Here is a 14,042-nt window from a genome sequence, read left to right on the forward strand (position 1 = left end):
TCTGGGTCCTCTTCATCGGGGTCATCAGGAGAAGTCGTAGACGGTGCGCTTGCGGAAGTAGAGGAACTGCACCGCGGTGACCAGCAGGATCAGCGCGAACAGCACCATCGCCAGCGCCGATGCGTAGCCGGACCGGAAGAGCTGGAACCCCTGCTGGTAGATGTGGAAGTTCAGCACGTCGGTCGCGCCGCCAGGACCGCCCTGGGTCATCACGAAGACCGTGTCGAAGATCTGGAACGACCCGATCGTGTTCGTCACCAGCACGAAGAACAGCGACGGCCGCAGCAGCGGCAGGGTGATCATGAAGAACCGCTGCACCGGCGTGGTGCCGTCGATCGCCGCGGCCTCGTACAGCGTGTGGGGAATCGCCTGCAGCCCGGCCAGCAGGATCAGCATCGTGTAGCCCGTGTACTGCCAGACGTTCACCGAGGCGATCACCGGCATGGCCCACGCGGGGTCGGTGAGCCAGTTGGGGCCGTCGATCCCCACCATGCCCAGCAGCTGGTTGACCGCTCCGTATCTCGGATCGAACACCCAGGACCAGATGATGCCGAGCGCCACCGGCATGGCCATCCAGGGCAGCACGAAGACCACCCGGAGCACCTTGCCGCCGCGCATCCGCCGGTTCAGCGCCAGCGCCAGCAGCAGCGCCAGCACGGTCTGCGCCGGGATGTTGAGCACCACGTAGTAGATCGTGTTGAGCACGGCCCGCCAGACCTCGGAGTCGGCGGCGAGCTCGCGGTAGTTGTCCAGTCCGACGAACGAGGGCGCGCCCATCAGGTTCCAGTCGAACAGGCTCAGCGCCGCCACGCCGAAGATGGGCGCCACCAGGAACAGCAGGAAGCCGGCGAGGCTCGGCGCGAGCAGGGCGTATGCCTCGGCGACGGGGCGAAGCCGCGTCGCGAGCCGGCGCTCCGCCCGGCGATGGCCTCGAACGGGCTGGGCGTAAGTGATGTTATCGGTCACATTCGTTCTCCATATGCCACCGGTGTATCCGGAGGGCTCAGGTGATGGAGAGAAGAGTTATCGATAACATCCGAGTCGTCAAGTGTTCGTGACGCAGGAATCGCCCCGGGGGGCCGCGAGTACGCCACTCGCCGGGGCGAGGCTCCGTTCAGTGCAGGCTCCGTTCAGTAGACGTAAGGGCCGGCCGCCGCCGGTTCGCTGGGGCGACGGCCCAGCTCTTCGCCTTTCCTCAGTCGGTCAACTGACTTGGTATCGACAAGTGGCCGATGTGTCGCTACCTTTCTTCTCAGTCAGTCATCTAACTCAGAAGGAGCCCAATCATGATCGTGGTCACGGGTGCCACCGGAAACGTCGGACGCCGGCTGGTCGAGCTGCTCACCGCAGCGGGTGAGCGGGTGACCGCCGTCTCCCGGCGGACCGCCGAACTGCCCGCGGGTGTACGGCAGGTGCGAGGCGACCTGGACGACCCCGCCGGGCTGAAGGACGCCTTCGACGGCGCGGACGCGCTGTTCCTGCTGGTGGCGGGTCAGGACCCGCAGGCGATCCTCGGCGCGGCCCGGGCCGGCGGGGTCCGGCGTGTCGTCCTGCTGTCCTCGCAGGGGGCGGGGACCAGGCCGGAGTTCTACCGCCACCCCGCCGCATTCGAGGACGCGGTGCGCCGGTCCGGCCTGGAGTGGACGATCCTGCGGCCCGGCGGCTTCCACTCCAACGCCTACGCCTGGGCGGAGTCCATCCGAGGCGGTCGTACGGCCGCCGCCCCGTTCGGCGACGTCGGCCTGCCGACCATCGACCCGGCCGACATCGCCGAGGTCGCCGCGACCGTCCTACGCGAGGGCGGGCACGCCGGCCGCGTCTACGAGCTGACCGGTCCCGCGCCGACCACGCCGCGGGAACGGGCGGCGGCGATCGGCGCCGCGCTGGGCGCGCCGGTGCGGTTCGCCGAGCAGACCCGGGAGGAGGCCCGGGCACAGATGCTGCAGTTCATGCCCGAGCAGGTGGTGGAGGGGACACTCGCCATCCTGGGGGAGCCGCTGGACGCCGAGCGGCAGGTCAGCCCGGACGTCGAGCGCATCCTCGGCCGTGCTCCCCGGTCCTTCGCCGACTGGGCGGGCCGCAACGCCGCCGCCTTCCGATGAGCCCGATCGAGGTGGTCCGTCGCCACGCCGGACGCGACGGCGCCGCCCCGCCCAACCCGCCCGGCCGCGTCGTCATCGAGATTGCGGTCGACCGAATTCTGCACCTCAACATCTGAAAAGGACCCCTCTCGTGCCCGTTCAGCACGTTCTCGACTCCACCATCCACTACCGCGACACCGGCTCCGGGGCGCCGATGGTCTTCCTGCACGGCAACCCCACCTCGTCCCACCTGTGGCGGCACGTCATCCCCGCGGTCGGCGAGGGCCGCCGGCTGGCCCCCGACCTGATCGGCATGGGTGGTTCCGGCAAGCCCGACATCGCGTACACGTTCGCGGACCACGCTCGCTACCTGGACGCCTGGTTCGACGCCCTCGGCCTTCACGACGTGGTCCTCGTGGGCCACGACTGGGGCGGCGCACTGGCCTTCGACTGGGCCGCCCGTCATCCCGGCCGGGTGCGGGGAATCGCCTTCACCGAGGCCATCGTCAAGCCGATGACCTGGGAGGAGTTCCCCGAAGGCGGCCGGGAGCTGTTCGCGGCGATCAAGACCGACGGCGTCGGAGAGAAGATGATCCTGGACGACAACGTCTTCATCGAACCGGGGCTGCCGGGCAGTGTCGCCACCCCCATGGACCAGAGCGATCTGGCCGTCTATCGCCGGCCGTACCCGACGCGGGACAGCCGCCTGCCGCTGCTGCGATGGGCGCGCTCGATGCCGCTGGGCGGTGAGCCCGCCGACGTGGTGGCCCGCGTGGAGGCGTACGACGCGTGGCTGGCCGCCAGCCCGCAGGTGCCGAAGCTCCTGCTGGCCTTCGCGCCCGGACCCGGCACGATGGTGCACCAGGACATGATCGACTGGTGTGCGGCCTCCATGGCCGGCCTCGAGATCCGGCGGTTCGACGAGGTCGCGGGGCACCATACCCCGGAGGACCACCCGGAGTTGATCGCCGCGGCCGTCGCGGACTGGGCGAAGGCGCACGGGCTCCGGTGACACCTGGGCGTCCTGTGCGTGCAAGTTTCCCGCGCGCCTCGGGCCGAGGTGGGCTTGACCGGGGGGTCGGAGAAGTTTTCCCGCCGGGGTTTCCTCGATGTGCGCGCGGTCCTACTGTGACCCCACTCCCGGCGTCGAGAAGGTTTCGGACCGTCGAAATGACGTCGAAGCGCTTCGACGCCGGGGGCGAACCCCCCACACCGGCGGCGTGAAGTCCTATCCGAACGTCAGCCGGAACGTGAACCGGCTCGGCTATGAGATCACCTCGTCGAGCGGCGGCATGGACTTCCGCGCCAACAGCTACTCCGTTTCCGTGAGCTGAGGCCACCGGCCCCTGCCCCGCGCAGGTCGCAACTGTCGGTGCCCTCCAATACGGTCTTCTCGGCACGCGGAGCCCCGTCCGCCTCTGGTTGCGGGCGGGACTCCGCGATCGGGCGGGTGCGACACGGATCTGTGCCTCGGATCGGTGACACGGACCCGTGACACGGATCGGGGGGACCGGATGGCGGACCGCAGGGCGTTGGACCTCGACTCGCTCGCGATCAGCGATCGGTTCAGGCTGTTCAACTTCACCAGGCGCGACGACCATGTGGCCTACCTCTGGGTGCTGCGGGCGATGGACCGGCTGCGGGAGGTGCACCAGGTCCAGGTGGACGCCGGGGAGGTGCAGGCGGCCCTGAACGAGCTGGCCCGGCTGCACGACGAGGTCCCCACGTTCGACGGCAACCTGCGCGACCGGCTGGACGCGCTGTACGACGACGGGGTGGTGCACCGGTTCGACGACGCGTCCCGGGCCGGCAACCTCGTCCGCTACCGCAACAGGCAGTCGGTCTACCAGTTCAGCGAGCTCGGTTACTGGGCCTACACCTCCGTCGAGGGACTGCTCGCGGCCCGCATCCAGGACGCCAACCTGTCGCGGCTGGTCTTCTCCGACATCCTGGAGGACCTCAAGGCGCTCGCGGTGGCCAACCGCGCGGGGGAGGGCGAGCAGGTCTACCGCCGGCTGTCCCGGCTGGACTCGGTGATGGAGGACATGGGCCGCCGGTCCGCGCACTTCCACGTGACGCTCGGCGAGATCATCCGGTCCACCGACGCCTCTCCCGAGACGTTCCTGCGTTACAAGAACGCCCTGCTGACGCACATGTCCGAGTTCATGGCGGAGCTCGACCGGTACCTGCCCCGCCTGGCCATGGCCGTACGGGACGTCGAGGCGAGCGGCCTGGCCTCCCTGCTCGACCGTGCGGCGGCGGCGGACGAGCGGCCCTTCATGGAACGGGACGAGCGGCTGGAGGACTGGCGCCGCCGCTGGTCCGTCCTGCGGGCGTGGTTCGCTCCCCAGGGGCCGGAAGAGTCCCGCGCCGGGGAGCTGCGCAACGCCACGCGCATCGCGGTGTCGGGGGTGATCGCGCTGCTGCGGCAGATCTCCGAGGCGCAGCGCGGCGGCGTCAACCGGGCCAGCCAGCTCCGGCATCTGGCCGAATGGGTGTGGAACGCGCCGGACGAGGGCGCCGCGCACGCCCTGATGGGTGCGGCGTTCAACCTGCGCAGCGCGCGGCACCTGGGCGCCGCCCACGAGGACACCGAACAGATCTCGCCCAGGGCGACCTGGTGGGACGCGCCGGGGGTGGAGGTGTCGGTCACGCTCTTCCGCAGCGGGAAGGCGCCCACCACCGGGGTGCCCGCTCCGGTGCGCGGCAATCCCGGGGCGCGGGCGGCGCTGCGTCGCGAGCAGGCCGCGGAGCGTGCGGCGGAGCGGGCGGCCGCCGGCCATCTCGCGGAGCTGGGCGCGCACGGGCGGGTGCTCGACGAGTCCGAGACCCGGGTCCTGCTGAAGCTGATGACGCGGGCGCTGGAGGGACGCACGGTCGTCGCCGGTCGCCTCAAGAGAGGCTCCGGCGCCGACGACGCCGTGATGATCCGGCTCGTGCCGAGCGACACCGGAAGCGCCGTGCGCACCGCGCAGGGACTGCTCCACCTGCCCGGGTTCCGGGTCGAGATCGCCGGGCGGACGCCGGTGACAGGCTCGGGGACTGGTTCGAAGGCAGGGGGTGCCAGGTGACGAGTCCGCGCGCCCGGTCCGCCGCCGGCGTCTCCGTCGCCGACCTCGGCTCCTACCAGCAGGCGGTCCGCCGCGTGCTGACCTGCGATCTGATCACCAAGGAGCGGCCGCGGCCCGGCGTGCTCGACCAGGTGCTGCGCTGGGCCGACGAGATGACGCGCGACTTCCGCGAGCTGCTCGGCTACACGCTGATCGCCACGACCCACCACGTGCGGCTGGTCCGCCGCCTCGACGTCCTGGACGACACCCAGCAATCGATCTTCTCGCGCAAGGGCAAGCCGTTCGACCGCCGCAGGCTGGCCTACCTGTGCCTGGTCCTCGGGTCGTTCCAGCGCTCCCGCATCGAGATCAGCCTGGCGGACCTGGTGCGGATCTTCACGCCGCTGGCCAACTCCATCGACGGCCTCGGCTTCGACCCCGCGATCGGATCGCACAAGGCGGCCATCGTCGACGTGCTGGGCTGGCTCGTGGACCGCGGGGCGCTCCGGCTGTCCGACGGCAGCCTGGAGTGGTGGGCGCGCGACACCGAACGCGGCGACGCGCTGTACGACATCGACCACGACATCTGCGCGGTGCTGTTCAAGCCGGCCCGGCCCGTCCAGCACCTCGGCAGCGCGGCCGGCCTGGTGCACGAGCCGCCGTATTCGAACCCGGCCCGCAGGGCGCGGCGGCTGCTCGTCGAGTTCCCCGTGGTGTACTACGCGGACGTCGAGCCCGAGGTGGCCGACGCGCTGCGCGCCCCGGGTCTCGCCGAGGACCTGGTCCGGTTCACCGGCCTGGTCCTGGAACGGCGCGCGGAGGGCGTCATGCTCGCCGACCCGGGCGGCGTCTTCACCGACCGGCCGTTCCCGGGCCGGGGCAACGCGGTGAGCCGGGCGGCCGGGCTCCTGCTGGCGAAGATCGCCGACCTGCTGGAGGACCCCGAGCACGTGCCGGAGTCGCTGCCCGTGCCCGCGCTCGCCGACGACCAGGCCGGCCTCGTGGCACGGATGGACGCGGGCCTGCCCCGCGATGGAGTCGTCGCCGAGCTCGCCTGGTTCCCGCCCGAGGCCGAGCGGTCCGGCGACAGGTCCCCGCCCGCCGAGGCGCCGTTCGTGGAGCGCAGCCGCCTGGAGACGATGACGGCCGAGCTGTACGACGAGTTCGGGGCGGCCTCGTTCACCACGAGCTGGCAGCAGGACCCCCGCGGGTTGCTCGACGCCGTCGTCGGCTTTCTCGCGGACCTGATGCTGCTCAGGCCGGTGCCCGGCGGCGTGCTGGTTCTGCCAGCCGCGCTGCGGTACCGCAACATCCGGGCAGCCCTGCCCACCCGGACCTCGGGCGGCCAGCTGGCGCTGGTGGCGCTGCCGGAGCCGGCCACGCGGAAGGGCCCGCCCCTGCAAGGTCCGCCCATGCGGGAGGTTTCGTCCACACAGGAGGAGGAGCGATGACGCCGCCGCCCGACCGGTTCCGTCCCAGCAGGGCCGGTGTGATCAACGTCTGGGACTACGTGGACGAGGAGTTCGCCTTCGCCGACGGGCGCCTGGTCCTGCGCGGGCACAACGGCTCGGGCAAGACCAAGGCGCTGGAGGTGCTCTTCCCGTTCATCCTCGACGGGGTGGCGGACGCCCGGCGGCTCGACCCGTTCAGCGGCGAGAACCGCACGATGAAGTCCAACCTGCTCTACCGGGGGCAGGAGGCCGAGTACGGCTATGTGTGGATGGAGTTCGCCCGCCGGGAGATCGGGGCGGAGCCCGCGCCGACCGACGAGACCGTCACTCTCGTCATCGGCATCCGCGCGCACCGGCACAGGGACGGGGTGCGGACCTCGTTCTTCGTCACCGACAAGCGCCTCGGCGTCGACTTCGGGCTGCTGGCGCCCGACTCCCGGCCGCTCACCGAGCGGCAGCTCAAGGCCGTCCTCGGTCCGGACGCGCACAGCGAGACCGCCACGCAGTATCGCGACGCGGTGGACGCCCGGCTGTTCGGGCTGGGCAGGGAGCGCTACACCCAGCTCCTCGACCTGCTGCTGGCGCTGCGCCGGCCGCTGCTGGCCAAGGACCTCGACCCCGACAAGGTCTCGGGCACGCTCACGTCGGGTCTCAGCCCCCTCGATGAGGAGCTCGTCGACCAGGCGGCGCGCGACTTCGAGAACCTGGCGGCGGTCCAGAAGCAGTTCGACGACTTCGCCGCCGCGGACTCGGCCGTGCGGGCGTTCCTGACCGACTACACGGCCTACCTGCGCACCCACGCGAAGGCCCGGCTCGCCCGGATCCAGAGCGAGATGGACGGCGCGGTGGAGCACGCCCGTACGCTCGTGCGGGCGGAGGAGACGCGCAAGGGGGCCGCGGCCGCACGCGAGAACGCGGCGGCGGCCGCCGCGGCGGCCGAGGCCGAGCGGGAGGGGCTGGAGCGCCGCCTCGCCGCCCTTCGCGCGGACGACGCCTACCGCGCGCGGGGCGAGCTGGAACTGCGCCGCCGTCAGGTCGTCAAGACCGGCGAGGAGATCGAACGGGAGCGTGCCCGGCTGGCGGACGGCGCGGAGCACCTGGCCGCCCTTGAAGGCGAGGCGGGTGAGCTCGCGGAGCGGCTGGAAGGCGCCCGGGCGGCGATCGTCCGCCACGCCACGGACCTCGCCGACGCGGCCGAGCGGGCCGGCGTCAGCCATGACGGGGACGGCCCGGCCGATACGGGGGAGGACCTGCTCACGACGGCGAGGGCACGCGCCGCCGCCCGCCGCGACGACGTCGCGAAGGTCCGCGACGAGATCGCGAGAGTGTCCGGGGCGGAGAGGGACCGCCTGCGGGCGGAGACCGACCAGGACAAGGCGGACAAGGACGTCGAGGAACGGGAACGGCGGTGCGAGGCCGCGGACGCCGCGCTGGCGGCGGCGCGCCGCCTCGCGCGGGAGGCCCTCGATGCCTGGGCCGTCCGCTGGGCCCGCTCGCCGGAACCTCCGGTAGACGGGCACCAGGAGATCGAGCACCCAGGGCACGAGCACCCAGGGCACGAGCGCCCAGGGGACGCGAGCCGGGAACACGAGCGCACGGAACACCAGCGCACGGAGCACGTGGACCTGCGGGATGACGAAGCGGTGGCGGGGCCTGCCGACGTGGAGGCGCTGGCCGAGGCCCTCGCCCACGCGGGAGACGCCGGGGCGCCGTCCCTGGCCGAGGTCTACAGCGTGCGGACCGAGGAACGGCGGACCGAGGCGGCCAGGTCCGCCGAACGCCTGTCCGCACGAGTGCGCGACCTCGCCGCCGACCTCGTCCGCCTGCGCCGCGAGCGGGAGGAGATCGCGGCGGAGCGCGATGAGGCGCCGCCGCACGACGACCGCCGGACGGCGGACCGCGACGGACGGCCGGGGGCGCCCCTGTGGCGGCTCGTCCGGTTCGCCGACGGCCTCGACGAGAAGCAGGCGGCCGGCCTCGAAGGCGCTCTGTACGGCGCGGGACTGCTGACCGCCTGGGTGCACCCGAAGGCACGGCACACCCTCGACGCCGTCGAGGTCCTGGAATCCGACGGCTACCTGGTCCCGCTCCCCGAGGACAGCCGTCCGTCCGGCCGAACGCTCGCCGACGTCCTCGTGCCGGAGGAGCAGGACCTGGTGCCGGCGGCGGTCATCGCGGACCTGCTGAGCTCGGTCGCGGTCTCCGACACGATCACGCCCTACCGGCGTCAAGAGGGGGGAGCGGCGCCGACGGTGACCGGCCGGGCCCAGTTCGGCCTCGGGCTCCTGGTCGGCGCCCTGCCCAAGCCGTCGCCCGAGTACATCGGGGCCACGAACCGGGCCGGCCGCCGCGCGGCCAGGCTCGCCGAATATGACGAGACGATCGGTGAGACGGCCCGGGCACACGAGGACGCCGAGCGCGACCTGGCGCGCGCGAACCGCCGCCTGGAGGACTTCGCCCGGGCCCGGCGGGAGCTTCCGTCCGCGACGGCGGTCGTCGAGGCGGTCACCCGCGTGTCGCAGGAGTCCGCGCTGCTGGCCCAGGCGCGGTCGGCGCTCGCGGACCGCCGCCGCGAACTCGACGCCGCGGTGGCCCAGGTCGACGCGGCGCGCCGGAGGCTGCGGCAGGTGGCGGCGGAGCGGAGCATGCCCGTCGCCCAACCGGAGGTCGACGCGGTCGCGCGGGCCGTCGACGACTTCCTCACGACGGCGCAGCGGCTGCACGACGGCCGCGAGCGGGCCGCGGCCGAGGAGCGGGACCTCGCGTCCCGCCAGGCCGCGATCGCCCGGCAGCGCGAGCGGCATGGCGCGGACACCCGCGCTCTGGAGGACAAGGAACGGGAGCACCGGGCCGACGTCGAGGAGCTCAGGGCGGGCGAGGAGGCCCTGGACGCGCCGCTGCGCGAGGTGCTCGCCCAGATCGGCGAGGCCGAGCGCCGCCTCGCCGAGGTCCGCGAAAGGTGCGAGGAGCACGCCGCCACGGCCGCGCGGGAGAACGAGACGCTGATCGTCGCCCAGAACGACCTCAAACACGGCCAGACATCCCTGGGCCAGGCGCTCGGGCACCTGTTCGAGCATGTCGCGTCGTTCGGGCCGTACGCGCACCCGGAGTTACGCCCGCTGCTCGGCGTCACGGTGACGGCGCCGTGGCCCGCGCATGTCGGCTGGCCCGAGCCGGCGGAGGCGGCCGCGTCGGTGGCCGCGGAACTGTCCGCCCACTCCGGCGGACCGCCGCCGGACCCCGCCGCCCTGGTCGGCCGGGTGCTGCCGGGAGACGTGGCCGCGCTGCTCGACGCCTTCGCCGCGCAGATGGCGGACATTCGCGTGCCGGGGGAGAGCGCGCTCAAGAACACCGCCGGGCGGCTGTCGGCCTCGCTGCGGACGTTCCAGGACGCACTCGACGGCTGCGCGGAGGACTACCGCCTGGAGCACGATCCCACCGGCGTCGTCATGGTCTACGTCAGCGACGAGGGCGGACGTAATCCGGTCGCCGCGTTCGCCCGGCGCGTCGCCGACCGCGTCGCGGAGCAGGGGCTGCTGCTGGAGGAGCGGGAGCGGACGGTGCTGGAGGACGAGTTGCTCACCGCGCTCGCCCAGCAGGTGCACGACCGGGTCCGCACCGCGCGCGACCTGGTGCGCGGGATGAACGAGGACACCCGGTCGCGGCCCATGTCGTCCGGCACCAGGATCGGCATCCGGTGGGGCCGTTCCGACCGGCTGAACGACCGGCAGATCGCGGTGTCGCGGCTCCTCGACCGGGACGCGCAGGGGCTCGGCGCGGCGGGGCTGGGCGAGCTGCGCGGCCTGCTGCGGGAGATGATCCGCGACTACCGGGCCGCCCATCCGCGTGCCACGTACCGGCAGGCCCTGGCCGACGTGCTCGACTACCGCAGCTGGTACGGCTTCGAGCTGGTGCTCGCCGTGCCGGGGGAGAAGGAGGTCAAGCTCACCCGGGCCAAGCACGAGGAGATGTCGGGCGGGGAGAAGTCGGCGGCCATCCACCTCCCGCTGTTCGCCGCGGCCAACGCCCTCTACTCCTCCGCCAAGCCCACGTGCCCGCGCGTGATCGCGCTGGACGAGGCGTTCGCCGGCATCGACGACCGATACAAGCCCGAGCTGCTGGGCCTGACCGTGAAGTTCGGCCTCGACCTGTTCATGACCGGCCACGACCTGTGGGTCCATTTCGACACCGTGCCGATGGCCGCGCACTACGACATGCACCACGACAAGAGCGCCCACGCCGTGTCGGCGATGCTGATGCTCTGGGACGGCGCCCAGACCATCGACGCCGACGCCGGCTTCTCCGGCAACGAGGAGCTGGCCGAGACGCTGCTGGGCTTCCGGCCGAGCCGCCGGGCCCCCGCCATCGCCGAAGGCACCCTCCTCGCCGCCGACGGCGACGAGGAACCCGACGACGTGGAGGTCGCGATATGACGTCGGCCTCGGAGGCGGTGGAGCGTTACCGGGGAGCGGAATACGAGCGCCTGTTCCGCGCCGCGCGGCGCCGCCTGGAGAAGAACGGCGGCAGCCTGGACGGACCGCCGGTCGGGGTCGGCAATCCCGACGAGGCGGAGCGCAAGGCGATCATCGGCATCACCGGCGACTACCGCGACCCGGGCGTCAAGCACATGAGCGTGACACTGAGCGAACTCGACGCCGTCGTACGCGCCGGCACCGGGCTCACCCTCGCCGCGCTGCTGGAAACGATCGGCGGTCCGCTGCGCAACCGGCCGCGTGAGGCGGCCCGCGCCCTCGCTGCCCGCGGTGACGCCCTGCGGCCCGCGAAGGAGAGCCCGCTGTACGAGAGCGCGGAGTGGTACCGCGAGTGGCTCGACGAGGTGAGCCGCGACGGCACCGTCAGCAGGCTGGCCGGCCGTTCGCGCACGGCCGGGGCTCTCGCGCGGGCCGCCCGCGTCCTGGAGTTCCTGGAGGCGCGGACCGAGGGCTGCCTGCCGGTCACCCTCGCCGAGCTGGCCGCCAAGATCACCCACCATCCGAAAGCCCTCGACCATCCGGGCACCCTGTCGACATTGGTCCTGCGTGCCCTGGCGATGCGCGCCGGCGTTCCCGCTCCCGGCTCTGCGGAGGAGCGCCGCGACCTGTGGGATCGCCATGAGGTGGTCGTCGACGACCTCGCCAGCCGGATCCTCGTCCTGAACCTGCCGGCGGAGGGCGAGGGGCTTGGGGAGTGGCTGACCGGAGCCGCCCGCTTCGGCGCGCCGTTCCAGGTCACCCTCCACCAGCTGAACACCTTCCCTGTCGTCCTGCGCGCTCCGGTGGTCCACGTCTGCGAGAACCCGGCCGTCCTGCGGCGCGCGGCGGCCGAGCTGGGGCCGCAGTGCCCGCCCCTCGTCTGCACTGAGGGGCGCCCGTCGACGGCCTTCCACCGGCTGGCGGCGCTCGCCGTAGAGGGCGGGGCCCGCCTGCGGTACCACGGCGACTTCGACTGGCCGGGAGTGGACATGGCCGGTGTCGCCGCACGGCGCCACGGCGCGGAGCTGTGGCGCATGACCGCGGCCGACTACCTCGCCGGTCTCGCGCACCTCGGCGACCTCCCCGAGGGCGACGAGCACCTCCGGCTCTCCGAACGGGCGGTGCCGACGCCCTGGGACCCCGCGCTGGCCGAGGCGATGCGCGAGCGGGGGAGCGCCGTCTACGAGGAGTCCGTCGCCGACTCCCTGCTGGCGGACCTGCGGGGGTGACACGGCGCGAGGGGCGGTCGTACGTTGACCTGCGTGGCCTGCGCGACGAAGGAGTCACCGTGAGCGAGACGACCAGCACCCATGTCTTCCGGGAAGCCCGCGACCTGCTGCTCCGCCTGAGGGAGGAGCCCGAGCGGGCGGCACGCGAGTTCGCCTGGCCGGTCTTCGGCGACAGGTTCAACTGGGCCACGGACTGGTTCGACGCGATCGCCCGGGGCAACCCCCGTACGGCGCTGTGGATCGTGGAGGAGGACGGATCCGAGCGGCGCTACTCCTTCGACGAGATGGCCCGCCGCTCCGACCAGGTGGCGGCCTGGCTGGCCGCCCAGGGGGTCGGCAAGGGCGACCACGTGCTGCTGATGCTCGGCAACCAGGTCGAGCTGTGGGAGTCGATGCTGGCCGTGATGAAGCTCGGCGCGGTGATCATGCCGGCGACCACCGCCCTGGGCGCGGCGGACCTCGCCGACCGCGTGGCGCGAGGTCGTGTCCGGCACGTCATCGCCAACGCGGCCGACACGCACAAGTTCGACGGAGTCCCGGGGGAGTACGGCCGCGTGTGCGTGGGCGAGACCGAGGGCTGGCTGCGCTACACCGACGCCTACACGGTGGCGGAACCCGAGCCGTTCGAGGCCCGGACCTCTCCCGGCGACCCGCTCCTGCTGTACTTCACCTCCGGCACGACGAGCAGGCCCAAGCTCGTCCGGCACACGCAGGTGTCCTATCCGGTGGGGCACCTGACGACGATGTACTTCATCGGGGTGCGGCCGGGCGACGTCCACCTCAACATCAGCTCGCCCGGCTGGGCCAAGCACGCCTGGAGCTGCTTCTTCGCGCCCTGGAACGCCGAGGCGACCGTGTTCGTGCACAACTACTCCCGCTTCGACGCCGCCGCCCTGCTCGGGCAGATCCGCCGCGCCGGGGTCACCACGTTCTGCGCGCCGCCCACGGTCTGGCGGATGCTCATCCAGGCCGACCTGGGCGGCGGCCCGGGCAGCCTGCGCGAGGCGGTCGCCGCGGGGGAGCCGCTGAACCCCGAGGTCATCGCCCAGGTGGAGCGGGCGTGGGGGCTGACCGTCCGCGACGGGTACGGCCAGACCGAGACGACCGCGTTGATCGCCAACACGCCCGGCGCGCCCGTGAAGGCCGGTTCGATGGGCCGCCCCCTTCCCGGCGTCCCGGTCGTCGTCGTCGATCCGGTGACCGGCCGGCCGGCGGACGAGGGGGAGATCTGCCTCGACCTCGCCGCCCGCCCGGTCAACCTGATGACCGGCTACCTGGACGGTGAGGAGGGGGCCATGTCCGAGGGCCTCTACCACACCGGCGACGTCGCGGTCAGGGACGCCGACGGCTCGATCACGTTCGTGGGACGCACCGACGACGTGTTCAAGGCGTCCGACTACAAAATCTCACCGTTCGAGCTGGAGAGCGTGCTCATCGAGCATCCCGCCGTCGCGGAGGCGGCGGTCGTGCCCGCCCCCGACCCGATCCGCCTCGCCGTCCCGAAGGCGTACGTGGTGCCGGCCGCGGGCTGGGAGCCGAACAGGGAGACCGCCGCGGCCATCCTGCGGCACGCCCGCGAGAGGCTCGCGCCCTACCAGCGGGTGCGCCGGCTGGAGTTCGCCGAGCTGCCCAAGACCATCTCGGGGAAGATCCGCCGGGTCGAGCTGCGGGCCAGGGAGAGCGACGCCGCGCAGGCCGGCGCCCCGCCGTCCGGCGAGTGGCGGGACGACCAGTTCCCCGAGCTGCGCGCCTGACCCGG

At 72.7% G+C, this 14,042-nt stretch carries 8 protein-coding genes; 7 read left to right on the forward strand and 1 reads right to left on the reverse strand.

Annotated elements, in window-relative coordinates; all coding sequences use genetic code 11:
• Nucleotides 1–24: 24 nt before the first annotated feature.
• Nucleotides 25–966 (reverse strand): sugar ABC transporter permease, encoded by a 942-nt coding sequence (locus ABZ860_RS22985; protein WP_357223390.1) that lies wholly within the window; start codon nucleotides 964–966, stop codon nucleotides 25–27.
• 320 nt (nucleotides 967–1,286) lie between these two features.
• On the opposite strand from ABZ860_RS22985, the gene ABZ860_RS22990 reads away from it, so the two are divergent.
• The 7 genes from ABZ860_RS22990 to ABZ860_RS23020 all read left to right on the forward strand — a co-directional run bounded on the left by ABZ860_RS22990 (nucleotide 1,287) and on the right by ABZ860_RS23020 (nucleotide 14,037).
• Nucleotides 1,287–2,102: an NAD(P)H-binding protein gene (locus ABZ860_RS22990; RefSeq protein WP_357223393.1), complete on the forward strand. Its 816-nt coding sequence runs from the start codon at nucleotides 1,287–1,289 to the stop codon at nucleotides 2,100–2,102.
• 130 nt (nucleotides 2,103–2,232) lie between these two features.
• Nucleotides 2,233–3,093 (forward strand): haloalkane dehalogenase, encoded by an 861-nt coding sequence (locus ABZ860_RS22995; protein ID WP_357223395.1) that lies wholly within the window; start codon nucleotides 2,233–2,235, stop codon nucleotides 3,091–3,093.
• Between the two features lie 502 nt (nucleotides 3,094–3,595).
• Nucleotides 3,596–5,152, forward strand: a complete 1,557-nt coding sequence (locus ABZ860_RS23000) for a TIGR02677 family protein (protein WP_357223398.1) — start codon at nucleotides 3,596–3,598, stop codon at nucleotides 5,150–5,152.
• On the forward strand, nucleotides 5,149–6,582 hold the full coding sequence (locus tag ABZ860_RS23005; RefSeq protein ID WP_357223400.1) for a DUF2398 family protein: 1,434 nt from the start codon (nucleotides 5,149–5,151) through the stop codon (nucleotides 6,580–6,582). Before ABZ860_RS23000 ends, ABZ860_RS23005 begins: the two co-directional genes overlap by 4 nt.
• Entirely contained in the window at nucleotides 6,579–11,015 is a 4,437-nt protein-coding gene (locus tag ABZ860_RS23010; protein ID WP_357223403.1) for an SbcC/MukB-like Walker B domain-containing protein, read from the forward strand. The genes ABZ860_RS23005 and ABZ860_RS23010 overlap by 4 nt, the downstream gene beginning before the upstream one ends.
• Entirely contained in the window at nucleotides 11,012–12,283 is a 1,272-nt protein-coding gene (locus ABZ860_RS23015; RefSeq protein ID WP_357223406.1) for a TIGR02679 family protein, read from the forward strand. The genes ABZ860_RS23010 and ABZ860_RS23015 overlap by 4 nt, the downstream gene beginning before the upstream one ends.
• Before the next feature lie 59 nt (nucleotides 12,284–12,342).
• Nucleotides 12,343–14,037 carry an AMP-binding protein gene (locus ABZ860_RS23020; protein WP_357223408.1) on the forward strand — a complete coding sequence of 565 codons (1,695 nt, stop codon included), beginning with the start codon at nucleotides 12,343–12,345 and terminating at the stop codon, nucleotides 14,035–14,037.
• Nucleotides 14,038–14,042 lie beyond the last annotated feature (5 nt).

Source organism: Microbispora sp. NPDC046973 (assembly GCF_040644495.1).
Lineage (GTDB): Bacteria > Actinomycetota > Actinomycetes > Streptosporangiales > Streptosporangiaceae > Microbispora.

Bases quoted from the DNA above. Each gene is read 5' to 3' on its own strand.
- ABZ860_RS22990 (WP_357223393.1), top strand. From the start codon at position 1,287: ATGATCGTGGTCACGGGTGCCACCGGAAACGTCGGACGCCGGCTGGTC.
- ABZ860_RS23000 (WP_357223398.1), top strand. From the start codon at position 3,596: ATGGCGGACCGCAGGGCGTTGGACCTCGACTCGCTCGCGATCAGCGAT.
- ABZ860_RS23010 (WP_357223403.1), top strand. From the start codon at position 6,579: ATGACGCCGCCGCCCGACCGGTTCCGTCCCAGCAGGGCCGGTGTGATC.
- ABZ860_RS23015 (WP_357223406.1), top strand. From the start codon at position 11,012: ATGACGTCGGCCTCGGAGGCGGTGGAGCGTTACCGGGGAGCGGAATAC.